Annotated in this window: 21 protein-coding genes and 2 tRNA genes; 9 read left to right on the top strand and 14 right to left on the bottom strand. The window is 67.3% G+C overall.

The genetic code is table 11. The features are described from left to right. Positions 1 to 13 precede the first annotated feature (13 nt). Genes cyoB through cyoD form a run of 3 tightly spaced genes read left to right on the top strand, consistent with a single transcriptional unit; the run spans position 14 to position 3,026 of the window. Entirely contained in the window at positions 14 to 1,975 is a 1,962-nt protein-coding gene (cyoB, locus tag NPJ82_RS14315) for a cytochrome o ubiquinol oxidase subunit I (protein WP_235903888.1), read from the top strand. Beyond that, a complete protein-coding gene (locus NPJ82_RS14310) occupies positions 1,972 to 2,619 on the top strand; it encodes a cytochrome (ubi)quinol oxidase subunit III (protein ID WP_112381415.1) in 648 nt (215 codons plus the stop codon). Before cyoB ends, NPJ82_RS14310 begins: the two co-directional genes overlap by 4 nt. Further along, the gene (gene cyoD, locus NPJ82_RS14305; protein WP_342657753.1) at positions 2,616 to 3,026 is read left to right on the top strand and encodes a cytochrome o ubiquinol oxidase subunit IV; all 411 of its coding nucleotides are present in this window, start codon (positions 2,616 to 2,618) and stop codon (positions 3,024 to 3,026) included. The genes NPJ82_RS14310 and cyoD overlap by 4 nt, the downstream gene beginning before the upstream one ends. Positions 3,027 to 3,033: 7 nt before the next feature. Here the strand turns inward: cyoD and treA are convergent, their stop codons facing one another. The 9 genes from treA to NPJ82_RS14260 all read right to left on the bottom strand — a co-directional run bounded on the left by treA (position 3,034) and on the right by NPJ82_RS14260 (position 17,595). Next, a complete protein-coding gene (gene treA, locus NPJ82_RS14300; protein WP_342657752.1) occupies positions 3,034 to 4,560 on the bottom strand; it encodes an alpha,alpha-trehalase TreA in 1,527 nt (508 codons plus the stop codon). Then, entirely contained in the window at positions 4,557 to 6,326 is a 1,770-nt protein-coding gene (glgX, locus tag NPJ82_RS14295; protein ID WP_342657751.1) for a glycogen debranching protein GlgX, read from the bottom strand. Before glgX ends, treA begins: the two co-directional genes overlap by 4 nt. Positions 6,327 to 6,507: 181 nt before the next feature. Next, entirely contained in the window at positions 6,508 to 8,121 is a 1,614-nt protein-coding gene (locus tag NPJ82_RS14290; protein WP_342657750.1) for an alpha-D-glucose phosphate-specific phosphoglucomutase, read from the bottom strand. Further along, entirely contained in the window at positions 8,121 to 9,569 is a 1,449-nt protein-coding gene (gene glgA / locus NPJ82_RS14285; RefSeq protein WP_342657749.1) for a glycogen synthase GlgA, read from the bottom strand. The genes NPJ82_RS14290 and glgA overlap by 1 nt, the downstream gene beginning before the upstream one ends. Continuing rightward, entirely contained in the window at positions 9,566 to 10,789 is a 1,224-nt protein-coding gene (gene glgC, locus NPJ82_RS14280; RefSeq protein ID WP_240313405.1) for a glucose-1-phosphate adenylyltransferase, read from the bottom strand. The genes glgA and glgC overlap by 4 nt, the downstream gene beginning before the upstream one ends. 91 nt (positions 10,790 to 10,880) lie before the next feature. After that, positions 10,881 to 13,049: a 1,4-alpha-glucan branching protein GlgB gene (glgB, locus tag NPJ82_RS14275; protein ID WP_149681107.1), complete on the bottom strand. Its 2,169-nt coding sequence runs from the start codon at positions 13,047 to 13,049 to the stop codon at positions 10,881 to 10,883. Then, the gene (locus tag NPJ82_RS14270) at positions 13,046 to 15,478 is read right to left on the bottom strand and encodes a glycogen/starch/alpha-glucan phosphorylase (protein ID WP_342657748.1); all 2,433 of its coding nucleotides are present in this window, start codon (positions 15,476 to 15,478) and stop codon (positions 13,046 to 13,048) included. The genes glgB and NPJ82_RS14270 overlap by 4 nt, the downstream gene beginning before the upstream one ends. A gap of 95 nt (positions 15,479 to 15,573) precedes the next feature. Next, on the bottom strand, positions 15,574 to 16,884 hold the full coding sequence (locus NPJ82_RS14265; RefSeq protein WP_267351655.1) for an Nramp family divalent metal transporter: 1,311 nt from the start codon (positions 16,882 to 16,884) through the stop codon (positions 15,574 to 15,576). Between the two features lie 81 nt (positions 16,885 to 16,965). Then, positions 16,966 to 17,595 carry a DNA-3-methyladenine glycosylase 2 family protein gene (locus tag NPJ82_RS14260; RefSeq protein ID WP_342657747.1) on the bottom strand — a complete coding sequence of 210 codons (630 nt, stop codon included), beginning with the start codon at positions 17,593 to 17,595 and terminating at the stop codon, positions 16,966 to 16,968. A 60-nt stretch (positions 17,596 to 17,655) separates the two neighbouring features. Between NPJ82_RS14260 and NPJ82_RS14255 the strand changes: the two genes are divergently transcribed. Beyond that, positions 17,656 to 17,973 (top strand): 2Fe-2S iron-sulfur cluster-binding protein, encoded by a 318-nt coding sequence (locus tag NPJ82_RS14255; protein WP_112381775.1) that lies wholly within the window; start codon positions 17,656 to 17,658, stop codon positions 17,971 to 17,973. A 39-nt stretch (positions 17,974 to 18,012) separates the two neighbouring features. Here NPJ82_RS14255 and rlmB read toward each other — a convergent pair whose 3' ends face one another. Both rlmB and NPJ82_RS14245 read right to left on the bottom strand, forming a co-directional pair. Further along, a complete protein-coding gene (gene rlmB / locus NPJ82_RS14250) occupies positions 18,013 to 18,774 on the bottom strand; it encodes a 23S rRNA (guanosine(2251)-2'-O)-methyltransferase RlmB (protein WP_149681103.1) in 762 nt (253 codons plus the stop codon). Continuing rightward, positions 18,774 to 20,378 (bottom strand): M20/M25/M40 family metallo-hydrolase, encoded by a 1,605-nt coding sequence (locus NPJ82_RS14245; RefSeq protein ID WP_342657746.1) that lies wholly within the window; start codon positions 20,376 to 20,378, stop codon positions 18,774 to 18,776. The genes rlmB and NPJ82_RS14245 overlap by 1 nt, the downstream gene beginning before the upstream one ends. A gap of 159 nt (positions 20,379 to 20,537) precedes the next feature. On the opposite strand from NPJ82_RS14245, the gene NPJ82_RS14240 reads away from it, so the two are divergent. From NPJ82_RS14240 to NPJ82_RS14230, 3 genes are all read left to right on the top strand, one after another. Further along, a tRNA-Tyr gene (locus tag NPJ82_RS14240) sits at positions 20,538 to 20,623 on the top strand. Between the two features lie 41 nt (positions 20,624 to 20,664). After that, positions 20,665 to 20,738 (top strand) — tRNA-Gly (locus NPJ82_RS14235). A gap of 82 nt (positions 20,739 to 20,820) precedes the next feature. After that, on the top strand, positions 20,821 to 22,092 hold the full coding sequence (locus tag NPJ82_RS14230) for an isoprenylcysteine carboxylmethyltransferase family protein (protein WP_342657745.1): 1,272 nt from the start codon (positions 20,821 to 20,823) through the stop codon (positions 22,090 to 22,092). An 82-nt stretch (positions 22,093 to 22,174) separates the two neighbouring features. On the opposite strand, the gene NPJ82_RS14225 is transcribed toward NPJ82_RS14230, so the two are convergent. Both NPJ82_RS14225 and NPJ82_RS14220 read right to left on the bottom strand, forming a co-directional pair. Then, positions 22,175 to 23,548 (bottom strand): glutamate--cysteine ligase, encoded by a 1,374-nt coding sequence (locus tag NPJ82_RS14225; RefSeq protein ID WP_342657744.1) that lies wholly within the window; start codon positions 23,546 to 23,548, stop codon positions 22,175 to 22,177. Positions 23,549 to 23,593: 45 nt separating this feature from the next. Continuing rightward, positions 23,594 to 24,337 (bottom strand): 16S rRNA (uracil(1498)-N(3))-methyltransferase, encoded by a 744-nt coding sequence (locus NPJ82_RS14220; RefSeq protein WP_342657743.1) that lies wholly within the window; start codon positions 24,335 to 24,337, stop codon positions 23,594 to 23,596. A gap of 57 nt (positions 24,338 to 24,394) precedes the next feature. On the opposite strand from NPJ82_RS14220, the gene ppk2 reads away from it, so the two are divergent. Further along, a complete protein-coding gene (gene ppk2, locus NPJ82_RS14215) occupies positions 24,395 to 25,150 on the top strand; it encodes a polyphosphate kinase 2 (protein ID WP_342657742.1) in 756 nt (251 codons plus the stop codon). Between the two features lie 6 nt (positions 25,151 to 25,156). On the opposite strand, the gene NPJ82_RS14210 is transcribed toward ppk2, so the two are convergent. After that, positions 25,157 to 25,375, bottom strand: coding sequence for a hypothetical protein (locus tag NPJ82_RS14210; RefSeq protein WP_342657741.1), 219 nt, complete (start codon positions 25,373 to 25,375; stop codon positions 25,157 to 25,159). 18 nt (positions 25,376 to 25,393) lie between these two features. Between NPJ82_RS14210 and ubiA the strand changes: the two genes are divergently transcribed. Further along, a complete protein-coding gene (gene ubiA, locus NPJ82_RS14205) occupies positions 25,394 to 26,302 on the top strand; it encodes a 4-hydroxybenzoate octaprenyltransferase (RefSeq protein ID WP_342657740.1) in 909 nt (302 codons plus the stop codon). Positions 26,303 to 26,332 lie beyond the last annotated feature (30 nt).

Genomic DNA, 26,332 nt, shown 5'->3' with positions numbered 1-26,332 from the left:
GTTTCACGAGCCGATGCCGCTGATCGCGTTCGGCGTGGCGGTGACGGGCATCTTGGCGCTGCTGATCTGGACGTGGCGCGCCGGGCACTTCCCCTATCTGTGGCGCGAATGGATCACCTCGGTCGATCACAAGCGGATCGGGGTGATGTATTGCCTGCTGGCCGGCGTGATGCTGCTGCGCGGCTTTTCGGACGCGCTGCTGATGCGTTCGCAACAGGCGATCGCGCAAGGGAATGGCGGGTATCTGCCGCCCGAGCATTACGACCAGATATTCTCCGCGCACGGCACGATCATGATCTTCTTCGTGGCGATGCCGTTCATGATCGGGCTGATGAACTTTGCGGTGCCGCTGCAACTGGGCGTGCGCGACGTGGCGTTCCCGACGCTCAATTCGGTCAGCTTCTGGCTGACGGCGAGCGGGGCGCTGCTGCTGAACCTGAGCCTCGTCATCGGCGAGTTCGCCAAGACGGGGTGGCTGGTCTATCCACCGCTGTCCGAACTGCGCTTCTCCCCCGGTGTCGGCGTCGATTATTATCTGTGGTCGCTGCAGATATCGGGCGTCGGCACGCTGCTGTCGGGGGTGAATCTGGTCACCACCATCCTGAAGATGCGCGCGCCGGGCATGGGCTATACGCGCATGCCGATGTTCTGCTGGACGTCGCTGGCGTCCAACCTGTTGATCGTGGCGGCCTTCCCGATCCTGACCGCGACGCTGGCGATGCTGATCCTCGACCGGTATCTGGGGTTCCACTTCTTCACGAACGAACTGGGCGGCAACCAGATGATGTTCGTGAACCTGATCTGGGCCTGGGGGCATCCGGAGGTCTATATCCTGATCCTGCCCGCGTTCGGGGTGTTTTCCGAGGTGGTCTCGACCTTTTCGGGCAAGCCCCTGTTCGGATACCGGTCGATGGTGATCGCCACCATGGTGATCTGCATCCTGTCGTTCATGGTGTGGCTGCACCATTTCTTCACCATGGGGGCAGGGGCGGACGTCAACGGCTTCTTCGGCGTGACGACGATGATCATCGCGGTGCCGACGGGGGTGAAGGTCTTCAACTGGCTGTTCACCATGTATGGCGGGCGCATCCGCTTCACCTCGATGATGCTGTGGTCGATCGGGTTCATCGTCACCTTTGCCATCGGCGGAATGACGGGCGTGCTGCTGGCGATCCCGCCGGCCGATTTCGTGCTGCACAACTCGCTGTTCCTGGTCGCGCACTTCCACAACGTCATCATCGGCGGCGTGCTGTTCGGTGCCTTTGCCGGCTTCACCTACTGGTTTCCCAAGATGTTCGGCTTCATGCTCGACGAACGCTGGGGCAAGCGGGCGTTCTGGTTGTGGCTGTCGGGTTTCTACCTCGCCTTCATGCCGCTCTACGTACTGGGGCTGATGGGCATGACGCGGCGGATGCAGCATTACGACGTACCCGAATGGCAACCCTGGCTGATCGCGGCGGGCGCGGGTGCGCTGCTGATCGCGGGCGGCATCGCGTGTCAGGTGATGATGCTCTATGTCTCGATCCGCGATCGCAAGCGGCTGATCGACGAAAGCGGCGACCCCTGGGACGGGCGGACGCTGGAATGGATCACCGCCTCGCCGCCGCCGACCTTCAACTTCGCCGCATTGCCCGATGTGACGGGCGAGGATGCCTATTGGGAGCTGAAGTCCAAGGCGCGCGAGAAGAAGGTGTTGAGCGAGCGGCCCGACTATGAGCCGATCGAGATGCCGCGCAACTCGCCGACCGGCATCATATGCGCCGTGTTCGCCACCGCGATGGGCTTTGCGCTGATCTGGCACATCTGGTGGATGGTGATCGCCGGCTTCCTGGGGGCATGGGCGACCTTTGTCGTCTTCGCATGGCGGGACGAGCCCGAATATGTGATCTCTGCCGACGAGGTGAAGCAGCAGGACGATGCGCGGCGCCAGGGCAAGGCGACGCTGTTGGACCTGCCCGAAGAGGCCGCGACATGAGCGGCGCGGCCGACGCCAGCCGGCATGGCGACCCGCACAAGCTGGGGCATGGCGAGCGCCCGGCGAGCGAGCGGGGCCCCGCGCCCAAGCGGATCGTGGTGTCCTACGGCTTCTGGATCTTCCTGCTGTCGGACTTCATCATGTTTTCCGGCTTCTTCGCGGCCTATGCGGTGCTGGTCGGCGAGACGGCGGGCGGGCCGACCGGGCGCGACATCTTCGAGGTGCCGCTGGTCGCCGCCGAGACGGCGCTGCTGCTCGCCTCCAGCTTCACCTGCGGGCTGGCGGGCATCGCGATGCTGGCGGAGAGCCGGCGCTGGTTCCAGGTCGCGATGGCCGCGACCGCGCTGTTCGGGTTCGGTTTCCTCTGCCTGGAGGCCTATGAGTTCCTGCACCTGATCGGGGAAGGGCATGGGCCGTCGCGCAGCGCTTTCCTGTCCGCCTTCTTTGCGCTGGTCGGGTGCCACGGCGTGCACGTTACGCTAGGCCTGTTGTGGCTGACGACGATGATGGCGCAGGTCTGGGCCAAAGGATTTCGCGAGGATATCGCGCGGCGGATGATGTGCTTCAGCCTGTTCTGGCATGCGCTGGACATCGTCTGGGTCGCGCTGTTCACCATGGTCTATCTGATGGGAACGCACGGATGAGCAACACCCGCACCCAGGACAGCGGCAGCGGTGGGCTGGACGAAACCCCGCAGGACGACAAGGCGCCCGGCAGCCGGTCCGCCGAGCATGACATCCCTGCGGCGCTGCGCAGCTATGCGATCGGTTTCGGACTGGCGGCGATGCTGACTGCGGCGAGCTTCTACGTGGCGACGAGCGACCTGGTATGGGGGCCGGGCATTCCCGTCGCGCTGGTCGCGCTGGCGATCGGCCAGATGGGGGTGCACCTCGTCTTCTTCCTGCACATCACGACGGGGCCCGACAATACGAACAACGTGCTGGCGCTGGCGTTCGGCGTGTTGATCGTCGGGCTGGTGCTGATCGGATCGCTGTGGATCATGAACCATCTGGATCACAACCTGATGGGCCATGGGCTGATGCAACCCTAGCGGGGCGTCAGCGCTCCGCCAGCAGAGCGCGGGTGACGCCGTTGGTCCAGCCGAAGCCGTCCTGATTGGGATATTCGCCGCCGCCGCCGGGGCGACGTTCGCGAACGTCATATTTTTCCAGCAGCTTGCCGCTCGATGCATATTCGCGCTGCACCGAGGCGAGCCATGCCGCCTTGATCCGGTCGGCGGGGGTGGCGTGGCCGTAGCGGCGCAGGCCCTGGATCGCGATCCATTGCAGCGGTGCCCAGCCATTCGGGTCGTCCCATTGCTGGCCGCTGGCGGTCAGCGTGGTACGCAGGCCCCCCTGACCGATAAAGGGTGCGAGTGCCTGGGCGGTGGCGGTCGCCTGGTCCGGGCTGGCCGCGCCGACGAACAGCGGAAAGGCCATGGCGGCCGTGCGGGCGTCGGCCGGGCGACCGGTGTCGAGATCATAATCGGCGAAATAGCCGTTCGGGTTCCACATCAGCCGCCGGATCGCAGCCTCGCGCGCAGTGGCGCGGGCGGCGAAGTCGGTGGTGCAGGCGGTGTCGCGCAGGACGCGGCAATTGTCGGCGATGGTGCGCTCCATCCCCAGCATCAGGCTGTTGAGGTCGACGGGCGCCAGCCGCGTGGTGCGGATGGTGGCAAGGGTGCGACCGTCGGCCAGCCAGCGCGAGGAAAAGTCCCAGCCGCTTTCCGCCGCCGCGCGCAGATCGCGGTAGAGCTGCCCGGCGTCACGGTTCGGGGTGGCGGCGGCCAGTTCGGCATCCTCGCGGTAGCTTTCGTCGCGCGGATCGGCGCGGTCGTCCCAATAGCGGTTGAGGAGCGTGCCATCGGAGAGGCGCACGGCGCGGGCATGCTGCTCGCCGGGCCTCAGCCGATCGGTGCCGGCCATCCAATAGGCGTGTTCGGCGCGCAGCTGACGGGTGCGGGTCGCCAGCGTCTTCGCATCCCTCGACATCGCCTGGATCAGGTAGAAGACGGGTGGCTGCGAGCGGCTGAGATAATAGGTGCGGGTGCCGTTGGGGATATGGCCGTAGCGGTCGATCAGGCTGCCGAAATTGCGCACCTGATCCTCGACCAGATCCTGACGCCCGGCCAGCGGCAGGCCGAGCATCGAGAACCAGCTGTCCCAGTAATACATTTCGCGGAAGCGTCCGCCGGGCACGACATAGCGGTGCGGCAGCGTCAGCGCGGACGAGCCGGGCGCAACCCTGGTGGTGACGCGGGTGAGTTGCGGCCAGAGCCGGTCGATGTGCTGCGCGATGGGCAGGCGTTGCTGGGTGGTGCCGCTGGGGGTGATCGGCAGGGTGAAGTTGGCGAGGACGAAGGCGCGCAGCTTCGCCTTGTCGGTGGCGCAGTCGCAGAGGCGGTAGGCGGCGAGGATCGCGCGGTCGCCGCGGCGGGGCTCGGCATCGGCAAAGGTCTTGGAGTCGGGGAAAAGCTGCGCCATCTGCACGTCACGATAGAGCGCGCCGTAGCGCTGGGCCGGCGACAGCGGGGTGGCGGCCAGCGCGATCAGGGTGAGCGGCAGCAGGGCGAGGCGGGTCTTCAAGGGCGGCTCTCCAGCAGGGTGGCGCGCGACAGCGTCACGCGGGCATTCGGTCGATCGATGCGCAGGACGAGCGTTTCCGTCGCCATCGGGAGGCGCAGGACGAAGCCTTGTGCATCGGCCCAACGCTCTGGCGTCATCGGTCGGTCCGACAGGTCGCGCCAATCGGCCGCCGCCAGCCATGCGGGATCGGCGAGCGGCGTGCCGCGGCGGAAGGCGGAGAGCGCGATGACGAACGCCTCAAGATCGGTGTCCCGGGCCGTCCAGTCGATCCACGTCGTGGCGTTGTCCTGGGCGTAGGCATTGTTGTTGCCATGCTGGCTGCGAGAGAATTCGTCGCCCGCGGTGAGCATGGGGGTGCCCTTGGAGGCGAAGAGGGTGGCGAGCAGGGCGCGTGCGGAGGCGTCGCGGGAGGCGCGGATGGCGGGGTCGTCCGTCGCGCCCTCGGTGCCGTGGTTCCAGGCGATTTCGTCGGCATGGCCGTCGCGATTGCGTTCGCCATTGGCGTGGTTGTGGCGGTGGGCGTGGGCGAGCGTATCGGCGAGGGTGAAGCCGTCATGCGCGGCGAGGAAGTTGACGGAGCGGGTGGCGGCGCCGGAGAAGAGGTCGGATGAGCCGGCGACACGGGTGGCAAGCATGCCGGCGGCGCCGTCACCGCGCCAGAAGCGGCGAACGTCGTCGCGGTAGCGGTCGTTCCATTCGAGCCATGTGTCTGGAAACTGGCCAAGTTGATAGCCGCCCGGGCCGATGTCCCAGGGTTCGGCGATCATGAGGCGGGAGGCGAGGTGGGGATCGGCGGCGAGGTCGGTGAAGAGGGGCGCCTGGGGGTCGAAGCCGGGGTCGCGGGCGAGGATGGGGGCGAGATCGAAGCGGAAGCCGTCGACCCCGGCGCGGGCGAAGTGGCGGAGGGTGTCGAGGATCAGCGCGCGGATGTGCGGGCGGGCGGTGGCGAGGGTGTTGCCGGTGCCGGTGTCGTTGATCAGCGTGCCGTCCGGTGTGGTGGCGTAAGCCTGGGGATCATAGCCGCGGAAGGAGAGGGTGGGGCCGTGGATGTCGCTCTCGCCGGTGTGGTTGAAGACGAGATCGAGGATGGTGCCGATCTCTGCGTCGCGCAGTGCGGCGACCGTGGCGACCAGTTCGGCGACGCCGCCGGGGACGAGGCGTGGGTCGAGCGCCATCGGCACCACGGGGTTGTAGCCCCAGGCGTTGGTGAGACCGAGGGGGGGCAGGTGCCGCTCGTCGATCCAGGCGGTGATCGGCATGAGTTCGACTGCGGCGACGCCGAGTTTTTGCAGATGGGCGATGATCGCGGGGTGGGCGAGTGCGGCGAGGGTGCCGCGCTGTTCGGGGGGCACGTCCGGGTGGCGCATGGTGAAGCCGCGGACGTTCAGTTCGTAGATCAAGCCGCCGGGCTGGAACAGGCGGGGTGGGGGCGGGGTGGTGAGGGGCGGCGTCAGGATCGCCCTGGGGACGATATCGGCGGTGTCCTCGCCGTATGTGGAGAGGCGGGGGGAGTAGGTGAAGGGGGCGTCTAATTCGCGTGCGCGCGGGTCGACCAGGAGTTTGGCGGGGTCGAACCACTGGTTGTTCGCGGGGTCGTAGGGGCCGTGGGCGCGGTAGGCGTAGCGTTGGCCCTCCGGCAGGTCGAGGGTGATGGACCATGTGGCCTCGCCGGTGCGGGTGAGGGGGTGGCGGGTCTCCTGCTTGCCGGTGAAGAGGCAGAGGTCGATTTGCTCGGCGGTGCTGTGAAGGTGAAAGGTGTGTTGCATTTGCTTTCCCGGGGGGATGAGGGGGGTCAAGCAGTGTTGCGCTTCGTGGCGGCCCCTCACCTTCCCGCTGCCTTTGGCAGTGGGCCCCTTCAGCATCAAGTCGTCCATGCCCCCGGCATGGACTAAATAGCGCAGGGCGCTATTTCCTTGATGCTCCCCGGAGGGGAGAGGAGATCAGGGGTCAGGTTATGACGTCGGGTTCGGTGCGGCCGGTGTGGCGGGTGATGCCGGCGATATCGTCCGCCGCGGTGATGATGTCGGCGAGCATGTCGGGGGTTTCGCGGTCCAGTTCGTCCGCCGAGTAGCGTTCGAGATAGACGCGCAGCGTGGCGCCGCTGGTGCCGGTGCCCGACAGGCGGAAGACGACGCGGCTGCCGCCTTCGAACAGGATGCGGACACCCTGGTTGCGGCTGACCGACTGGTCGGTGGGGTCGGTATAGGCGAAGTCGTCCGCCGCCTCGACGGTCAGGTCGCCGAAGCGGGTGCCGGGGAGCGAGGCGAGCTTGCCGCGCAATTCGGCCATCAGCGCATCGGCGCGTTCGCTCTCCACGCCTTCATAATCGTGGCGGGCGTAATAGTTGCGGCCATAGGTCGCCCAGTGATCGCGGGCGATGTCGTCGACCGACTTGCCCGTCGCGGCAAGGATGTTGAGCCAGAGCAGCACCGCCCACAGCCCGTCCTTTTCGCGGACATGGTCGGAGCCGGTGCCGGCACTTTCCTCGCCACAGATCGTCGCCATGCCGGCATCGAGCAGATTGCCGAAGAACTTCCAGCCGGTGGGCGTCTCGAAGGCGGGGATGCCGAGCTTCTCGGCGACGCGGTCGGCGGCGGCGCTGGTCGGCATCGAGCGGGCGATGCCCTTCAACCCGCCGGCATAGCCAGGGGCGAGATGCGCGTTGGCTGCGAGCATCGCGAGGCTGTCCGACGGGGTGACGAAGCGGCCCCGGCCGATGATGAGGTTGCGGTCGCCGTCGCCGTCGGAGGCGGCGCCGAAATCAGGCGCGCCCTTGCCCATCATGTGGTCGTAGAGTTCGCGGGCGTGGACGAGGTTGGGGTCGGGGTGGTGGCCGCCGAAATCGGGAAGCGGCGTGCCGTTGCGCACGGTACCACGCGCGAATCCAAGGCGGTTTTCGAGGATTTCGGTGGCGTAGGGGCCGGTGACCGCGCTCATCGCGTCGAATGCCATGGTGAGGCCCGCACCCCGGATCGCGTCGAAATCGAACAGCGTTTCCATCAGGGCGGCGTAATCGGTGACGGGATCGACCACCTCGACGGTCAGGTCGCCGACCTGCACCTCGCCGAGCGTATCGAGGTCGATGTCGTCGCCCTGCACGATCAGATAGCGGTCGATCGTCTTCGTGCGGGCGTGGATCGCCTCCGTCACCTTTTCGGGCGCCGGGCCGCCATTGCCGATATTGTACTTGATGCCGAAATCTTCGTCCGGCCCGCCGGGATTGTGGCTGGCGGAGAGGACGAGGCCGCCCAGCGCCTGGCGCTGGCGGATCAGGTTGCTGGCGGCGGGGGTGGACAGGATGCCGCCCTGGCCGACGACGACGCGGGCGAAGCCGTTGGCGGCGGCCATGCGGATCGCAACCTGAATCACCTCGCGGTTGAGGAAGCGGCCGTCACCGCCGATGACCAGCGTCGCGCCATCCTTGCCGTCGATCGAATCGAACACGGACTGGACGAAATTCTCCGCATAATGCGGCTGCTGGAACACCCGGACCTTTTTGCGCAGGCCGGACGTGCCGGGCTTCTGGTCGTCATAGGGCGTGGTCGAAACGGTGGTGGTCATCAGTCCCCCAAAAGCGATCGATAAAGGTCGGCGTAACGCAGGCCGCTGTGATCCCATGAGAAATCGGCGGCCATCCCGTTCAACTGCATCATGCGCCACGCCTGGGCGTCCGCATAGAGCGCCGTTGTGCGGTGCAGCGCGCGTTTGAGGGACTCCGTCGAAACGCCGGCGAACTGGATGCCCGTCGCCACGCCGGCGGACAACGCCGCCTCGTTCGCGTCGATCACCGTGTCGGCCAGTCCGCCGGTGCGCGCGACGACGGGGACGCAGCCATAGGCGAGGCCGTAGAGCTGGGTCAGGCCGCAAGGTTCGAAGCGCGACGGGATCAGGATGGCGTCGGCGCCACCCTGCAACAGGTGGGACAAGGCCTCGTCATAGCCGATGCGCACGCCGATGCGGCCCGGGTGGCGAACGGCCGCGTCGCGGAAGGCGCGTTCCAGCCCGGCATCGCCCGAGCCGAGCAGGGCGAGCCGCGCGCCGGTGGCGACGAGATCGTCGAGCACCCAGGCGAGCACGTCCATGCCCTTTTGCCAGGTCAGGCGGCTGACCACGGTGAAGATGGGACCTTCGCCGGGTTCGAGGTCGAACGCCGCCTCCACCGCGCGCTTGTTGGCGATGCGGGTGTCGAGCGTGTCGGCGGTGAAGCGCTGGGCAAGCGCGGTGTCGTTCGCCGGGTTCCACACCGCAGGGTCGATGCCGTTGACGATGCCGTGGACGCGTCCGACGCGCGAGCGGATCAGGCCGTCGAGCCCCATGCCGAAATCGGGGCCGTGGATTTCCTGCGCATAGGTCGGGCTGACCGTGGTGATGGCATCGGCGGATTCGAGTCCGCCCTTCAGAAAGCCGACCTGGCCGTAATATTCGACGCCACCCAGCGAGAAGCTGCCATGCGGCAGGCCGAGTTCGAAGAAGATCGAGGCGTCGAACGCGCCCTGGAACGCGATGTTGTGCACGGTCATCACGCTTCTGGCGGTGTCCGTGCCGGTAGGCGCGAGGCGCAGATAGGCCGGGCCCATCGCCGCCTGCCAGTCATGCGCGTGCAGGATGTCGAAACGGAAGCCGGGGACCGCGCCCGAGGCGAGATCGGCGGCGGCGCGGCCGAGGGCGGCGAAACGGCGCCAGTTGTCGGGCCAGTCCTTGCCACCGATATCGGTGTAGAGCGGCCCTTCGCGCATGAAGAATTCGGGCGCGTCGAGGACGAGCAGGGGGTGGCCGTCGATCTCGCCACGCCGCAGCCATGCCTGCGCGCCAAGCAGATCGGGCCAGTGATGCACCGCCTCCGCCCCGTCGATTGCGCGCGCGACCGCGGGGAAGCCGGGGATCAGCGTGGTCACCTGCACGCCGTGCGCGGCAAGCGCGGCGGGGAGCGCGCCGACGACATCGGCGAGCCCCCCGGTCTTGACGAGCGGATACGCCTCCGAGGCGACGGACAGGACGGTGGTGGTCATCCGCCCAGACGGTCGATCATCGGCTGGGTGATGAGGCACACGCCCTTTTCCGTGCGGCGGAAACGCTGTGCGTCCAGGACGGGATCGTCGCCGACGACGAGGCCGTCGGGGATATGCACGCCGCGATCGACGATCACCCGGCGCAGCCGCGAGCCACGGCCGACATGGACCTGGGGCAGCACCACCGCCTCGTCCAGCATGGCGAAGCTGTGTGCCCGCACGCCGGTGGACAGCAGCGACCGGTGGATCGAGGCGCCCGAGATGATGCAGTCGCCGGCGACGAGGCTGGCGACCGCGGAGCCGCGACGCCCGTCGATGTCGTGTACGAACTTGGCCGGCGGCGTGATCTCCGAATAGGTCCAGAGCGGCCAGCTACGGTCGTAGAGGTCAAGTTGGGGGACGACATCGGTAAGGTCGATATTGGCTTCCCAATAGGCGTCGACGGTGCCGACGTCGCGCCAGTAGGCGCCGGGTTCGCCGCTGGAGCGGACGCAGGAGGCGGAGTAGCGGTGCGCCTGCGCCTTGCCGTGCTGCACGAGGTAGGGAATGATGTCCTTGCCGAAGTCGCGGGAAGAGCCGGGGGTGTCGGCGTCGCGGCGAAGCTGTTCGAACAGGAAGCGCGTCGAGAAGACATAGATGCCGAGCGAGGCCAGCGCGATGTCCGGATTGCCGGGAATGGCGGGCGGATCGGCGGGCTTTTCGACGAAATCGATGATCCGGTCGCTTTCGTCGACATGCATCACGCCGAAGGCGACCGCCTCCATCCGCGGCACCTCCAGACAGGCGACGGTGACGTCGGCACCGCTGTCGCAATGCTGCTGGAGCATCAGTTCATAGTCCATCTTGTAGACGTGATCGCCTGCCAGGATGACCATGAATTCGGGGGCGTAGCTCTCGATGATGTCGATATTCTGGTACACCGCGTCGGCGGTGCCCTCATACCATTGGAACTCGCTGATCCGCTGCGAGGCGGGCAGGATGTCGAAGCTTTCGTTGCGTTCGTCACGCAGGAAGTTCCAGCCGCGCTGCAGATGGCGGATCAGCGAATGCGCCTTGTACTGCGTGGCGACGCCGATGCGGCGGATGCCCGAATTGATCGCGTTCGACAGCGCGAAATCGATGATCCGCGCCTTGCCACCGAAATACACCGCCGGCTTGGCGCGCGTATCGGTCAGCTCCATCAGGCGGCTGCCACGGCCGCCGGCGAGAACATAGGCCATCGCATCGCGTGCCAGTGGTTGTCCGCGCCTCAAATCCATCCGTCTTCTCCCCTCAACCTCTTTTTGCAACGCGCGGTGATGCCGTTTGGCTTCACTGCGCGTCCTTGTCCGTTTCCAACTGCAGCATCACCGTGGCGAGCGGCGGCAGCGTGACCCAGGCGGCGCCGTCTTTCGCCTCCACCCCGCCAAGATTGCCGAGCCCCGACCCCCAATAGTGATGGGCATCCGAATTGATGATCTCGCGCCAGTGTCCGTCCACGGGCAGCGGCACGCGGTAGGGCGCGCGGGCCACCGGCGTCATGTTGGCGATGATCGCCACGGGCGCGGCGCCGGGCGCCTTGCGCAGCCAGGCGAAGACCGACTGGTCCGCATCGTCCGACACCAGCCACTCGAACCCCTCCGGCTCACAATCGCGGGCATGGAGCGCGGGCGTGTCGCGGTAAAGGCGGTTGAGGTCGCGCACCAGATTGCGCACGCCCTCGTGCGCGTGGCTGCACCTCAGATGCCAGTCGAGAGCGCGCTCCTCCGACCATTCCTCGCGCTGGGCGAATTCCTGGCCCATGAACAACAGCTTCTTGCCGGGATAGCCCCACATGAAGGCGTAATAGGCGCGCAGGTTCGCGAATTTCTGCCAGTCGTCACCCGCCATCTTGGTGAGCAGCGATCCCTTGCCATGGACGACCTCGTCATGGCTGAGCGGCAGGACGAAATTCTCGTCAAAGGCGTAGTGGAGGCCGAACAGGATCGACCCGTGATGGTGGCGGCGGTGGATCGGCTCCAGCGCCATGTACTTCAGCGTATCGTGCATGAAGCCCATGTTCCACTTGAACCCGAAGCCGAGGCCGCCGGCATAGGCGGGGGCGGAGACGCCCGGCCATGCGGTCGATTCCTCGGCGATGGTGAACACGCCGGGATGCTGGCCGTACACCTCTCGATTGACGTCGCGCAGGAACTCCACCGCTTCCCAATTCTCGCGGCCGCCCTGTTCGTTGGGCACCCATTCGCCGGCCTTGCGCGAATAATCGCGGTACAGCATCGAGGCGACCGCATCGACGCGCAGGCCGTCGACATGATAGCGTTCCGGCCAGAACAGCGCGTTGTTGACGAGGTAGCTCGCCACCTCGCGCCGGCCGAAATTGTAGATCGCGGTGTTCCAGTCGGGGTGGAAGCCCTGGCGCGGGTCCTCATGCTCGTAGAGCGCGGTGCCGTCGAAATGCGACAGGCCGTGCGCGTCGGTGGGGAAGTGCGCGGGCACCCAGTCGAGCAGCACGCCGATGCCCGCCTGATGCGCGCCGTCGACGAAGCGGGCGAACCCCTCATGGTCGCCGAACCGGGCGGAGGGCGCGTAGAGGCCGGTGGTCTGATAGCCCCAGCTGGGGTCGTACGGATGCTCGCTGATCGGCAGGAATTCGATATGGGTGAAACCCATCTCGACCACATAGGGGATCAGCTTGTCGGCAAGCGCATCCCAGGTGAGATACCAGCCATTTTCGTCGCGGTCCCAGGAGCCTGCGTGCACCTCGTAGATGCTCATCGGCACGCGGCGGGGATCGACCTGGGCCCAGGCGGCGCGGTGGGCGTCGTCCTGCCATTCATGCGACAAGGGCGCGGTGGTGATCGAGGCGGTGTGCGGGCGGAGTTCTGCGGCAAAGGCGAAGGGATCGGCCTTTTGCGGCTGGCGGGTGCCGCCGGGGCCGACGATCTCGAACTTGTAGGCGCGGCCGGCGCCGATGTCGGGCAGGAAGATTTCCCACACGCCCACATCGTTGCGGCGACGCATGACGTGGCGGGCGCCGTTCCAGTCGTTGAAGTCGCCGACCACCGACACGCGTTCCGCATTGGGAGCCCAGACGGCGAAATGGACGCCACGGGCGCCCTGATGCTCGATCAGGTGCGCGCCCATCTTGTCGTAAAGGCGGCGGTGCGTGCCCTCTCCCATCAACAGGTCGTCGATGGGCCCCAGGACGGGGCCGAAGCTGTAGGGATCGGTGATCCACCATTCGGCGCCGTGGCCTTGCGCGCGGTATTTCACCGGTTGCGGATCGCCGTCGACGACCCCCTCGAACAGGCCGTTCGGATCGACGCAGGCGAGGTCGCCGAGCGGATCGCCGGCCAAGTCGAACACCGCCACCGCCTGCGCGCCGGGCACGAGCGCGCGCAGGAACGTGCCGCCGGGCCCCGCATGGGGACCGAGCAGCGCGAAGGGATCGGCGTTGCGCCCTTCGATCAGCGCCTGAATGGCGGTGGCGGGTGGTTTCACATCACCTTCCAGATGTCCGAGGCATATTGACGGATCGTGCGGTCCGAGGAAAACCAGCCGACCTTTGCGACATTGTGGATCGCCGAGCGCACCCAGCCGTCACGGTCCTCCCAACGCCGGTCCACGCTGCGCTGCGCGGCGTGATAGGCGTCGAAATCGGCAGCGACCATGAACCAGTCCCCGTCATACAGGCCGCCCATCAGCCCGGCATAACGGTTCGGATCGTCGGGCGAGAAGACGCCGGAGGCGATGGCGGACACGGCTTGGCGCAATTCCGGGCTCGCCTCGATCACGCTGCGCGGATCATAGCCGTCGCGGCGCTTGGCGGCGACCTCGTCCGCGGTCAGGCCGAAGATGACGATATGGTCGTCGCCGACATGATCCCGGATCTCGACATTGGCGCCGTCGAGCGTGCCGATGGTGAGCGCACCGTTCAGCGCGAACTTCATGTTGCCGGTGCCCGACGCCTCCATGCCCGCGGTCGAGATCTGTTCGGACAGATCGGCGGCAGGGATGATCTTCTCGGCGAGCGAGACATTGTAGTTCGGCACGAAGCCGACCTTGAGCAGATGGCCGACCGACGGATCGGCATTGATCCGGCGCGCGACGTCGTTGGCCAGCTTAATGACCAGCTTGGCATTGTGGTAGCTGGAGGCCGCCTTGCCCGCGAACAGCTTCACCCGCGGCACCCAGTCACGCTCGGGATGGCTGCGGATCTGGTCGTAGAGCGCCACCGTCTCGATGATGTTGAGCAACTGGCGCTTATATTCGTGAATCCGCTTGATCTGGACGTCGAACAGCGCGTCCGGATCGATCGCGAGGCCCATGTCGGTCTTGAGGTGTTGAGACAGTGCCACCTTATTCAAACGCTTCACCTTGGCGAAACGCTCCCGAAACGAAGCGTCTTGCCCAAATTTTTCCAGATCGATCAAAGCCTCGGCGTCGTCGAGGAATTTGGGGCCGATCGCCTCGCGGATCAGCGCGGTCAGACCGGGGTTGCATTGCTGGAGCCAGCGGCGCGGGGTGATGCCGTTGGTCTTGTTGTTGATCCGATCGGGAAACAGGTGGTGCAGGTCGGCGAACACCGTCTGTTTCATCAGTTCGGTGTGGAGCGCGGCGACGCCGTTGACGCTGTGGCTGCCGGCAAAGGCGAGGTTGGCCATGCGCACGCGCCGCTCGCCACCCTCGTCGATCAGGCTGATCGCGGCGATGGCGCGGTCGTCCACGCCGTCGACCTTGCGCGCCTCGCGCAGCAGGCGGGCGTTGATCGCATAGACGAGCTGCATGTGACGCGGCAGCAGCCGTTCGAACAGCGGCAGCGGCCAACTTTCCAGCGCCTCGGGCAGCAGCGTGTGGTTGGTATAGCCGAAGGTGGCGCGGGTGATCTCCCACGCTTCGTCGAAGTCGAGGTCGTGATGGTCGATCAGGAGCCGCATCAACTCGGCGACGGAGACCGCCGGGTGCGTGTCGTTGAGCTGGATCGCGGCCTTGTCGGCCAGCGTGCGGATGTTGCCGAAATACTGGATGTGGCGGCGGACGATGTCCTGGATGGAGGCGGAGGAGAAGAAATATTCCTGCCGCAGCCGCAATTCCTGACCGGCGGGCGAACTGTCGGACGGATACAGGACGCGGACCAGCGTTTCGGCGGCAAGCTGGCCGGCAAGCGCACCCTGGTAATCGCCGGCGTTGAAGCGGTCGAGGCGGATGGGATCAAAGGCGCGCGCGGTCCACAGGCGCAGCGTGTTGACCCGCCTGCCGCGCCAGCCGACCACGGGGGTGTCGACCGCGACCGCCTCCACCGCTTCCTGCGGCTTCCAATGGACGGCGCCATCGTCGGTGCCGGTGACCTCGCCGCCGAAGCCGACGAAATAGGCGCTCTCGCGGCGCTCGAACTCCCAGGGGTTGCCGTGGGCGAGCCAGGTTTCGGGCAGTTCGACCTGCCAGCCATCGTCGATGCGCTGGCGGAACATGCCGTTCACATAGCGGATGCCATAGCCGTAGGCCGGCACGTCGAGGCTGGCGAGGCTTTCCATGAAGCAGGCGGCGAGCCGGCCGAGGCCGCCATTGCCGAGCGCGGCATCGGGCTCGATCTCCTCGATCTCTGCAAGGTCGACGCCGAGCGAGCGGAGCGCGGCGGATACCTGTTCCATGACGCCGAGGTTGGACAGCGCATCGCGCAGCAGGCGGCCGATCAGGAATTCGAGGCTGAGATAATAAACGCGCTTGGCACCGGCGGCATGCGCCGCCTTGGTGGAGGCCATCCACCGCTCGATGATCTCGTTGCGGACGGTGAGGATCGTCGCGGCCAGCCAGTCATGCGTCCGCGCGGCCTGCGCGTCCTTGCCGATGCGGTGGACCAGGGTGTCGAGAATCGCGTCGGCGAGCGGCTGGGGATCGTCGACATGGAGGGTGGTGATGGATGCTGTCACGAACGGCCCGTTCAGGATGGTGGAAACGGCAGATTAGTGCGGTGCGGATCGATGTCACGCATCCATTGCAGGCACGGACCGGGGAGAGGGGCGGATCAGCCGAAGACGGCGCCCCAGAGCAGCATGATGTTGAGCACGATGATGACGCTGGCGATCGTCCAGGCGAGGATGCGGAGCCAGATCGGGCTGGCGAAGCGGCCCATGATCGCGCGGTCGCCGGTGAACTTGACCAGGGGCACGACGGCGAAGGGCAGTTGCAGGCTGAGGATCACCTGGCTGAGGACGAGCAGGCGGGTCGCGCCGGCGTCGCCCATCGCCCCCACCACCAAGACCGCGGGGATGATGGCCAGCGCGCGGGTGATCAGGCGGCGCGCCCAGCCGGGGATGCGCAGGTCGAGGAACCCCTCCATCACGATCTGCCCGGCCAATGTGCCGGTGACGGTGGAATTCTGCCCCGAGGCGAGCAGTGCCACCGCAAAGACGATGCTGGCGGCGCCCACGCCCAGCATGGGGGCGAGCAGGCGATAGGCTTCGTCGATCTCGGCGATGTCGGTGCGGCCGGCGATGTGGAAGGTCGCGGCCGACACAATCAGGATGGCGGCGTTGATGAAAAAGGCGAAACCCAGCGCCACGGTGCTGTCGATGGTGGCGAGGCGCACCGCCTCGCGCTTGCCCTTGTCGTCCTCGCCGAATGCGCGCGTCTGCACGACCGAGGAGTGGAGGTACAGGTTGTGCGGCATCACGGTGGCGCCGAGTATGCCGATGGCGAGATAGAGCATCGCGGGATCGGTGACGATGCGGGTGGTGGGCACGAGGCCGGCGGCGACCGCGGCCGGATCGGGGTGCGACGCGAAGAGTTCGAACAGGAAGCAGCCGGCGATCACCAGCAACAGGGTGACGATGAACGCTTCCAGCTTACGGAAGCCGAAGCGTTGCAGCGCCAGGATGACGAACACGTCGAGCGCAGTGATGAGGACGCCCCAGGTGAGCGGCAGGCCGAACAGCAGCTTGAGCGCGATGGCGGTGCCCAGCACCTCGGCCAGATCGCAGGCGATGATCGCGATCTCGCACAACAGCCACAGGACGCGCGAGGTGGCCTTGGAATATCGCGCCCGGCACGCCTGGGCCAGATCGAGCCCGGCGGCGATGCCGAGCCGCGCCGACAAGGCCTGCAACACCATCGCCATTAGGTTGGACAGCAGGATGACCGAGAGCAGCGCATAGCCATAGGCCGAGCCGCCGGCGATGCCGGTAGCCCAGTTGCCCGGGTCCATATAGCCGACCGCGACGAGATAACCGGGACCGGCAAAGGCGAACAGGCGCCGCCAGAAGGAGGCGCCTTCGGGAATGGCGACGCTGCGATGGCTTTCGGCGAGCGAACGGCGGACGGGTGCAGCGGCGGTCATGTCTTCCCGGTGTGACGGAGAAGCCTGAACGTAACAAGGGTGCAACCGTTTCGCGGGGTTGCAGATAATCCTTTTGCCGGATCAGACCGGGGCGGCATCGGGCCCGGCGCCGTAGTGGTGCCAGGTGAAGATCGCCAGCGCGCCGCGGTGGGGGCGCCAGTTTTCGGCAAGGGCGCGGGTGAGTTTTTCGGAAGGGCGGGCCTCATGGCCGAGGATGCGGCCGATCTCGACCTGTACCGCCAGATCGCCCGCCGGCCAGATGTCGGTGCGGCCCTCAGCGAACAGCAGGTAGACCTCTGCCGACCAGCGGCCGATGCCTTTCACGCGGACGAGCTGCGCGATCGCTTCCTCGTCGTCGGCGGGCAGGCTCTCCAGGTCGAGCCGGCCGCTGGTCACCTCCTCGGCAAGGCTGCGGGCATAGCTGGCCTTTTGGCGCGACAGGCCGGCGGCGCGGAGTTGCTCGTCGCTGGCGGCGGCGAGGATGGCCGGGTCCTCCGGGTTGCCGAGGACGGTGGCGAGCTTCAGCCAGACCGCATTGGCGGAGGCGACGGAGACCTGCTGCCCGATGATGGTGCGCAGCAAGGTGCCATAGCCGCGTTCGCGGATGCGGGGTTGGGGGTAGCCGACCCGTTGCAGCGCGGCGGCGATCGTTGGTTCGATCGCGGCGAGCGCATCCATGCTGTCGCGGATCTGCTCGGCGCTCAGCCCCATGATGCTTGATCCGGACAGGCGGGAACGGCAGAGCGGCGCGAAATCGCAAGGAGCATGATCATGGCCAAGCTTATCGTCGTCACGCGCGAGGGGGAAGAACGCGAGATCGAAGGGCAGGCCGGTTTTTCGGTGATGGAAGTGATCCGCGACGGCGGGATCGACGAGATACTGGCGCTGTGCGGCGGATGCTGTTCGTGCGCGACGTGCCATGTGCATGTCGACCCGGCCTTTGCCGACAAGCTGCCACCGATCGGGCCGGATGAGGACGATCTGCTGGATTCGACCAGCGATCGCGACGCGTTTTCGCGGCTGTCGTGCCAGTTGCCGTTCGGACCGGCGTTTGATGGAATGCGTGTGCGGATCGCGGCGGAGGATTGATTCGTCTTTGCCCTCTCCCTGAAGGGGAGAGGGCAAAGATTACCGCGCTGCTACGGCGTAGAGCGCGATGGCGGCCGCGTTGGAGACGTTCAGGCTTTCGACCCGGTCGCTGATCGGCAGCTTGGCGAGTTCGTCGCAGTGCGTCTCGGTATTGGCGCGCATGCCTTCGCCCTCGGCGCCGAGCACGATCGCGATGCGCTGCGTGCCCATGGTCTGGGCGAGCGTCTGTTCGGCATGGCCGGTCAGGCCGATGCGCCAGAAGCCGGCCTCCGCGATCTCCTCCAGGGCGCGCGCGAGGTTCACGACGCGCACCCAGGGCACCGTTTCCAGCGCGCCCGAGGCGGCGCGCGCCACCGTGCCCGATTCGGGGGGCGAGTGGCGGTCCTGCGTGACGATGCCGAGCGCGTCGAACGCCGCGGCCGAGCGTAGGATCGCGCCGACATTGTGCGGGTCGGTCACCTGGTCGAGGATGATGAGCGGGCGCTGGTCGCCCTCACCCTGTTGCAAGAGGTCGCCCAGCCAGATGTCCTCCAGCGGATCGACGTCGATCACCAGCCCCTGGTGCGGCGCGTCGCCGGGCACGAGGCGGCCGAGATCGGCGGCGTCGGCGAAGGTCACCGGGATGCTCGGATCGATCTCGGCATCCAGCTGGCGCAGCGCCTCGTGCGTGCCCCAGATCTTGCGCACGGTGCGCGCCGGGTTGGCGAGCGCGGCGGTGACCGCGTGGCGCCCCCAGAAGCGGGGGCGGTTCGCGATACCCGTGCTGGGGCGGTGCCCCCGGCGTCCGGTCTGTCGTGCCATCAGTCGTCATCGTCCGTATAAGCAAAGGGATCGGTCACCACCGGCTGCGTCGGCAGCGGCGGTCGCGGCAGCGCCTTGTCCGCATTTGCGGCACCAAGCAAGACACCGGCGAGAACGATCGAGGCCTGGCGCATATCCTCCGCCTTCAGATGATCGAAGGTGTCGGCCGAACTGTGATGGATGCGGCTGCCATAATCCAGCGGGTCCTGGATGAACTGAAAGCCCTGCACGCCGATTGCCTGCATGAAGACATGGTCGGTGCCGCCGGTCGGGCGCAGCGCCACCGTGCCGGCGCCCATGCCGGCATAGGGGGCGAGCCATTCGCGCAACGTCGGCACCGCCGCCGGGTTGTTCTCCGCATACAGGCCGCGCAGCTTGCCCGAGCCGTTGTCGATGTTGAAATAGGCGGCAAGGTCGCCGTAGCCGGGCAGGGGCGTCACCGGCCAGCGCTGCGTCCAGCCATAATAGCGGCGCAGGCCGGTCTGCGGCGCGTCATCGGGGCGGCCGCGGGTCGCCAGATGCTTCTCGACATAGGCCATCGAGCCGAGAATGCCCTGTTCCTCGCCCGACCAGAGCGCGAAGCGGATCGTGCGGCGGGGGCGCTGGCCGGTGGCGGCGAGGATGCGAGCCGCCTCCATGATCATCGCGGAGCCCGCGGCGTTGTCGGCGGCGCCGTCGCCCGCTACCCAGCTATCCAGATGCGCGCCGGCCATGACATAGCCGGCGTTGGGATCGGTGCCGGGGATTTCGGCGATGATGTTGTACGCATTGACGTCCGTGTCGTCGTAGCGGACGTCGCTCATCACCTCGATCGTCGGGGCGGTGCCCGACTTGGCGAGGCGGGCGAGGCGGCGATAATCCTCGGCGGCGAGTTCGACGCCGGGCACCTGCGGCGTTTCACCGCGGCCGAACAGATAGCCCTCGCCGTGGAGCAGCTTGCCGTCGCGATAGGACTGGGTGACATAGGCGACCGCACCCTCCGCCTTCAGAAAGGCGTCGAGCTTCTTGGCGAAGTCGAGGCGCTTCAGCCGGCGGTCGGCGGTTTCGGGGTCGTTGGTCGGTTGCACGAACACGTCGAGCTTGCCGAGATCCTCGCCCGACAGGCGGCGGAAGGGCGGATTGCCGGGCTCGTCGCCGGTGCCGGGCAGCGTCACCATGACGATCTTGCCGTTCAGCTTGCCGGGCCACTGGTCGAAATCGCGCTCGCGCTTCATCGGCGCGACGATGACGGGGGCGGTGACGGCGCCGTTCGTGGCGGGGGTCCAGGCGATCGGGATGGCGGTGAGGGCGAGCGGGCGGGGAGTGACCATGCGCACGCTGGCGCGCTCGATCGACCAGCCGCGGCCGAATTCGAAGCCCTCCTTGTGGACGTTCTTCAGACCCCATTCGCGGAACTTGCCCGCGGTCCAGTCCTCGGCGCGGCGCATTGCGGGGCTGTTGGTCATGCGCGGGCCGATCACGTCGGTCAGATGCTGCGCGGTGACCATGACCTGGCTGTGATTCGTGCCTTCGTCGATGATGCGGTTCACCGAACCGCGATCCTGCGCGACGGCGGGCGAGAAGGCCGCCACCGCGGCGGCGGTGACGAGCAACAGGCGCTTCATGAAGATCCCCCTGAAAGATTGTTGCGCCGGACGCTAAGCATCTGCCGCACCGTGCGCAAGCGTCCAGACCCCTCGACCCAAACCCCGTCACCCAAACCCCGTTGACAGGGCGGCATCGAATCGGCATTGGGCGCCCTCGCTCTTCGGGAGCGACACCCCGGAAGGGTGGCCGAGTGGTTAAAGGCAGCAGACTGTAAATCTGCCCGCGTGAGCGTACACTGGTTCGAATCCAGTCCCTTCCACCATTATCGCCGATGGGCTATGCGTGTGTCGGCGTCGAATGCGGGCGGGTATAGCACAATGGTAGTGCAGCAGCCTTCCAAGCTGAATACACGGGTTCGATTCCCGTTACCCGCTCCAACTTCCCCCATCGATGACCGATGCCTCGCGGCGTGACGCGGCTTCACGCGATGCTTACCAAATGCCGGTTATGCCGGGTGCCATGCTGCACGATCCCACGCTCCAGCCTTGCGCAAAAAGGCCCGCATCGGCGGTGAGTCACGGTGTCGGCCTCGCCGGTCTGGCCGGCGCGGTGGCGTGGATCGCGACGGCGCGCGCGCTGCACCTGGACGGGCCTTATGCGGCGCTGGTCAATCTGGTGGCGTGCGGCGTGCCGATGGTGTTGTGGCTGCTGATCGTGGACAAGGTGCACCGGCGGCCATCGACCGGCCTCGACTGGGGGATGCGCAGAGCCTGGCGCGACACGCTGGACATCAGCCTGACCAAGCTGGCCGGTCTGTGGGCGACCTGGGGCGGGATCGCGATCATCTATGCCACCGGGCGGTTCTACTGGCAGGGGCATTTCGCCTTTGCCATGTGGTGCTTCACCCATGCCGCCCCGGTGCTGCTCGTCGCATCGATCGCCTATGTGCTGTGGATCGACCGCTATCTGGTCGCGCCGCGCGACGGGGCGTGGCACCTGGGGGCGTGGCTGACCGGACAAAGCGGGGTCGATCGCGATGCCATTTACGGCCATTTGCGCGCCTGGGGCGTGAAGGCGTTCTTTCTGGCGTTCATGGTGGCGGTCGTGCCGCCGGGGTTCGGCGAGTTCGTGCGCGGCGACACGGCCACCGTGCTGCACGATCCGGTGGCGCTGGCGAACTGGCTGATCACGCTGATGTTCCTGATCGACGTGGCGTTTGCGACCGTCGGCTATGTGCTGACGATGCGGCCGCTGGACGCGCATATCCGTTCCGCGACGCCCTATGCGGCCGGGTGGACGGCGGCGCTGATCTGCTACCCGCCGTTCATCCTGATGTCGGATAGCGGTCCGCTGGATTACCGGCCGGGCACCGCCGAGTGGAGCCACTGGTTCGCCGGGCATCCGGTGATCCTGAGCATCATCGGCGCGGTGCTGGTCGCGCTGACCGCCATCTATGCCTGGGCGACGGTGGCGTTCGGCGTGCGCTTTTCGAACCTGACCCACCGCGGCATCCTGACCCATGGGCCTTACGCCTTCTCCCGGCATCCGGCCTATCTGTCGAAGAACCTGTTCTGGTGGATCTCGACCATCCCGGTCCTGTCGACGGGCAGCGTGGTGGATGCGGGCCGGGCGACGATCCTGCTGGGGGTGGTCAGCGGGGTTTATTACTGGCGGGCAAAGACCGAGGAACGGCATCTGGGCGCCGATCCGGAGTATGTGGCGTATAGCGCGTGGATGGCGCGGTACGGGGCGGTGCCGCGGTTTTTTGGGTGGGTGAGGCGGGGCGGCTAGATCGAAGGGCCGTCGCCTGTGGCGGCCCCTCACCCTTCCGCGGCTTTGCCGCTCCCTCTCCCGGAGGGGAGAGGGGTAGAAGTCAGAAGCTTTCCTCTGCGTAGACCTTGGAAAGGTCGCCGTTCCAGGCGCCGTTGTAGCGGTCGAGCAGCGTCTGGGCGGGGACCTTGCCGGTGCGGACGATCTCGCGCAGTGGATCGAGGAAGCCGGTTTCGTTGTCGCCGGCGCCGTTGAAGCGGGCGCGGGCGGCAAGGCCGGCATGGGCGATGTCGAGCACCGGCGCGGCGATGTCGCGCAGGCGTCCGCCGCCGGGGATGGGGGCACCCAGCGCCTGGGCGGGAACCGCGTCGCGCAGCGCCTGGCGTTCGTCCAGCGTCCAGTGCTTGACCATGTCCCATGCCGCATCCAGCGCGGCATCGTCGTAGAGCAGCCCGACCCAGAGCGCCGGCAGCGCGCAGATGCGGTTCCATGGGCCGCCATCGGCGCCGCGCATCTCCAGAAAGGTCTTGAGCCGCACTTCGGGAAAGGCGGTGGAGAGATGGTCGTTCCAGTCGTCCAGCGTCGGCTTCTCGCCGGGCAGGACGGAGAGTTCGCCCTTAAGGAAATCGCGGAACGACAGGCCCGCCGCGTCGATATACCGGCCGTCGCGGTAGACGAAGTACATCGGCACATCGAGCATATAGTCGGCGTAGCGTTCATAGCCGAAGCCGTCCTCGAACACGAAGGGCAGCATGCCGGTGCGTGCGGGATCGGTATCCGACCAGATATGGCTGCGATAGGACAGCAGGCCGTTGGGCTTGCCCTCGGTAAAGGGCGAGTTGGCGAACAGTGCGGTGGCGAGCGGTTGCAGGGCCAGGCCGACGCGGAACTTCTTGGCCATGTCGGCCTCGGACGCATAGTCGAGATTCACCTGGATCGTGCAGGTGCGCAGCATCATGTCGAGGCCGAGGCTGCCGACGCGCGGCATGTGGCGGCGCATGATGTCGTAGCGGCCCTTGGGCATGATCGGCAATTCGGCGCGCGTCTTGTCCGGCCACATGCCGAGGCCGAGGAAACCGATCCCCAGCGTCTCGCCCGCGGCCTTGACCTGGGCGAGATGGCGGCCGGTTTCCGCACAGGTCTGGTGCAGATTGTCGAGCGGGGCGCCCGACAGCTCGAACTGGCCCGCGGGCTCCAGGCTGACCGTGCCGTCGCTGCCGGCGAGCGCGATGACCTTGCCGCCTTCCTCGACCGGCTGCCAGCCATATTGGGTCAGCTCGCCGAGCAGGGCGCGGATGCCCGATGGTTCGTCATAGGACGGGGCATGGTGGTCGCCGAGCGCATAGACGAATTTCTCATGCTCGGTACCGATCCGCCAGCGGTCGCGCGGCTTCTCGCCGCGGGCGAAGCTCTGAATGAGCTGATCGCGCGATTCGATGGGATCGCTCTTGCTGGCCGAGGCGGATTTAGTCGTCATGGACGGGCCCTTACGCGTGGGGAAGGGGCTGCGCCATAGGGTGAATCAAGCCCAGTCGCCCGATACCCCCATCCACAAGGCGACAGCGGCGGCAGCAGCGGTGTCGGCGCGCAGGATGCGCGGGCCAAGACCGATGCCGACGGCCTGGGGCAGGGCACGAATCGCGTCGCGCTCATCGGCGTCGAAGCCGCCTTCGGGGCCGATCAGGATGGCGGCCGGGCCGGGGTGCGCGGCAAAGGCGGCGGCAGCAGGAGTGCCACCGGTCTCGTCCGCGAAGAACAGGGTGCGCTCCTGCGGCCAGTCGCGCAGCAGGGAGGGCAGTTTCACCGGCTCGACCAGCTCGGGCAGCGCGGTGCGGGCGCATTGCTCGGCCGCCTCGATCATATGGGCGCGCAGTCGCTCGGTATTGGGCTTGTCCACCACGGTGCGGCGGGTGACGACGGGGGTCAGGCGGGCGACGCCCAGTTCGCACGCCTTTTCCGCCATCCAGTCGACCCGGTTCTTCTTGAGCGGTGCGGCACACAGCCAGAGATCGGGCACGGGTTCGCGCGGACGAAGCAGCTCGGTCACGTCCAGCGTTAGGTCGCGCTTGCCCGTCATGGCGGCGATGCCCAGCCATTCGCCGGTGCGATCGTCGAACAGCTTGACCGGATCGCCGACCCTGGTGCGCATCACGGACAGGAGGTAATGGGCGGCGGGGCCGTCGATGCGGACGGTGCCGGGGGCGAGCGGCTGGTCGATGAACAGGCGCGGCGTCGATTGCGGCGGCCAGGCGGGGGTGGCGGGCATGGCGGTGCCTTTACACGGCTGACGCACCTTTTCGAAGCCTGCGCGTTCTGCCCAGCTATGGGAAAACATTACGACCGCGATCTCGCCGCGCTGCAACTGGCGCTTGTCCGCACGCAGGCCGCGATGACGCAGTCGGGCGAGCGGGTCGTGCTGGTGCTGGAGGGGCGCGACGGCGCGGGCAAGGACGGCGCGATCAAGCGGATCACCGAGCATCTGTCGGTCCGTTCGACGCGGGTCGTGGCGCTGCCCAAGCCGTCCGACCGGGAGCGGACGCAGTGGTATTTCCAGCGTTATGCCACGCATCTTCCGGCAGCCGGCGAGTTCGTGATCTTCAACCGGTCCTGGTACAACCGGGCCGGGGTGGAGGTGGTGATGGGCTTTTCCACCGCCGCCGAGCAGGAGGCGTTCCTGCGCGATGCGCCCGATTTCGAGCGGATGCTGGTGGAAAGCGGCATCAAACTGGTCAAGCTGTGGCTGGATATCGACAAGGACGAGCAGGCCGATCGGCTGGAGGCGCGGCGTACCGACCCGCTCAAGATGCTGAAGGTGTCCGACATGGATGCGGTGGCGCAGGACAAATGGGCGGACTATTCGGCGGCGCGCGACACCATGCTGACCCGGACGCATACGCCGCTCAGCCCCTGGTATTGCGTGCGGGCGAACAGCAAGAAGGCGGCGCGACTGGCGATCATGCGCCACCTGCTGAAAAGCGTCGCGCCGGCCGAGATCGCCGATACGGTGAAGGCACCGGACCGCGAGGTGCTATTCCCGTTCGACATCGACGCGATCACCGACGGCCGGCTGGCCAAGTAGGACCGGTCAGCGACGGCGGCGGCGGATCAATACCCAGGCGACGACGATCACCGCCGCGACCAGCAGCGCGACGCCGCCGATCAGCCCGGCGACGCGCAGGATCGCCCAGAACAACGCTTCGACGAAACGGCCGACCGCGACCGACAGGCCGATCATGCGGGAAGGGGAGCAGGGGGCGGCATCGTGCCACCATAGCCGCACGCGCCCTTGCGTACCACGTGCCACGCCCATAACCCGTTGCGCATGCAGATCGACATCGTTCCCGACAGCGAGCATCGCGGCCTGGTGGGCCGCCTGCCACCGACCATGCGCGGGCTGGCGCTGCTGGCGCGGTTCGACCGGCCGATCGGGTGGTGGCTGTTGTTCTGGCCGGGGGCGTGGGGCGTGGCGCTGGCGGGGGGGGCGGTGCAGCGGTGGTCGCTGGTGCTGTGGCTGCTGCTGGGGTCGGTCGCGATGCGGGGGGCGGGGTGCGTGTTCAACGACATCGTCGACCGCGATCTGGACGCGCAGGTGGCGCGGACCCGCGCGCGGCCGATCCCCAGCGGGCTGGTGTCGGTGAAGCTGGCCTGGGCGTGGCTGGTGGCGCTCAGCCTGACCGGGCTGGTGGTGCTGGTGCAGTTGCGCCCGCTGGCGGCCGGGGTGGCGCTGGCCAGTCTGGCGCCGGTGGCGGCCTACCCGTTCATGAAGCGGATCACCTGGTGGCCGCAGGCCTGGCTGGGGCTGGTATTCTCATGGGCGGCGCTGGTCGGGTGGGCGGAGGTGTCGGGCGACCTCGCGGCGCCGTTGTGGCTGCTCTATGCCGGGTCGATCGCGTGGGTGATCGGGTATGATACCATCTATGCGTTGCAGGACCGGGAGGATGATGCGCTGATCGGGGTACGGTCCTCGGCGCTACGCATGGGGTCGCGGGTGAAGGCGGGGGTGGCGCTGTTCTACCTGGTCGCGCTCCTGTGCTGGGCGGGGGCGGTGTGGATGGTCAGGCCCGATCCGCTGGCGCCGGTCGCGCTGGTGCCGATGGCGGGGCATCTGGCGTGGCAGGTGTCGACGCTGGCGCCGGACGACGGGGCGGGCGCGCTGCACCGCTTCCGCTCCAACCGCTTTGCCGGGCTGTTGATGTTCCTGGCGTGCTTCGTGGTGGGCACCGCAGGGTAGCAACGGGGCCGGGCACCCCCTAAGTGCTCC

Origin of the sequence: Sphingomonas sp. NY01 (assembly GCF_038809135.1) — a bacterium.
GTDB lineage: Bacteria > Pseudomonadota > Alphaproteobacteria > Sphingomonadales > Sphingomonadaceae > Sphingomonas > Sphingomonas carotinifaciens.
Note: the sequence above shows the minus strand (reverse complement) of the source record. Positions and strands in the feature narration are given on the sequence as shown.

Excerpts from the sequence above, each read along its gene's own strand:
- ppk2 (WP_342657742.1), top strand. The coding sequence starts at position 24,395 with ATGGGAAAACATTACGACCGCGATCTCGCCGCGCTGCAACTGGCGCTT.
- NPJ82_RS14260 (WP_342657747.1), bottom strand. The coding sequence starts at position 17,595 with ATGGGGCTGAGCGCCGAGCAGATCCGCGACAGCATGGATGCGCTCGCC.
- glgC (WP_240313405.1), bottom strand. The coding sequence starts at position 10,789 with ATGGCCTATGTTCTCGCCGGCGGCCGTGGCAGCCGCCTGATGGAGCTG.
- rlmB (WP_149681103.1), bottom strand. The coding sequence starts at position 18,774 with ATGGCACGACAGACCGGACGCCGGGGGCACCGCCCCAGCACGGGTATC.
- cyoB (WP_235903888.1), top strand. The coding sequence starts at position 14 with ATGCCGCTGATCGCGTTCGGCGTGGCGGTGACGGGCATCTTGGCGCTG.
- NPJ82_RS14230 (WP_342657745.1), top strand. The coding sequence starts at position 20,821 with ATGCTGCACGATCCCACGCTCCAGCCTTGCGCAAAAAGGCCCGCATCG.
- ubiA (WP_342657740.1), top strand. The coding sequence starts at position 25,394 with ATGCAGATCGACATCGTTCCCGACAGCGAGCATCGCGGCCTGGTGGGC.
- NPJ82_RS14245 (WP_342657746.1), bottom strand. The coding sequence starts at position 20,378 with ATGAAGCGCCTGTTGCTCGTCACCGCCGCCGCGGTGGCGGCCTTCTCG.
- NPJ82_RS14255 (WP_112381775.1), top strand. The coding sequence starts at position 17,656 with ATGGCCAAGCTTATCGTCGTCACGCGCGAGGGGGAAGAACGCGAGATC.
- NPJ82_RS14220 (WP_342657743.1), bottom strand. The coding sequence starts at position 24,337 with ATGCCCGCCACCCCCGCCTGGCCGCCGCAATCGACGCCGCGCCTGTTC.
- NPJ82_RS14290 (WP_342657750.1), bottom strand. The coding sequence starts at position 8,121 with ATGACCACCACCGTTTCGACCACGCCCTATGACGACCAGAAGCCCGGC.
- cyoD (WP_342657753.1), top strand. The coding sequence starts at position 2,616 with ATGAGCAACACCCGCACCCAGGACAGCGGCAGCGGTGGGCTGGACGAA.
- NPJ82_RS14310 (WP_112381415.1), top strand. The coding sequence starts at position 1,972 with ATGAGCGGCGCGGCCGACGCCAGCCGGCATGGCGACCCGCACAAGCTG.
- glgX (WP_342657751.1), bottom strand. The coding sequence starts at position 6,326 with ATGCAACACACCTTTCACCTTCACAGCACCGCCGAGCAAATCGACCTC.
- glgA (WP_342657749.1), bottom strand. The coding sequence starts at position 9,569 with ATGACCACCACCGTCCTGTCCGTCGCCTCGGAGGCGTATCCGCTCGTC.
- NPJ82_RS14265 (WP_267351655.1), bottom strand. The coding sequence starts at position 16,884 with ATGACCGCCGCTGCACCCGTCCGCCGTTCGCTCGCCGAAAGCCATCGC.
- NPJ82_RS14225 (WP_342657744.1), bottom strand. The coding sequence starts at position 23,548 with ATGACGACTAAATCCGCCTCGGCCAGCAAGAGCGATCCCATCGAATCG.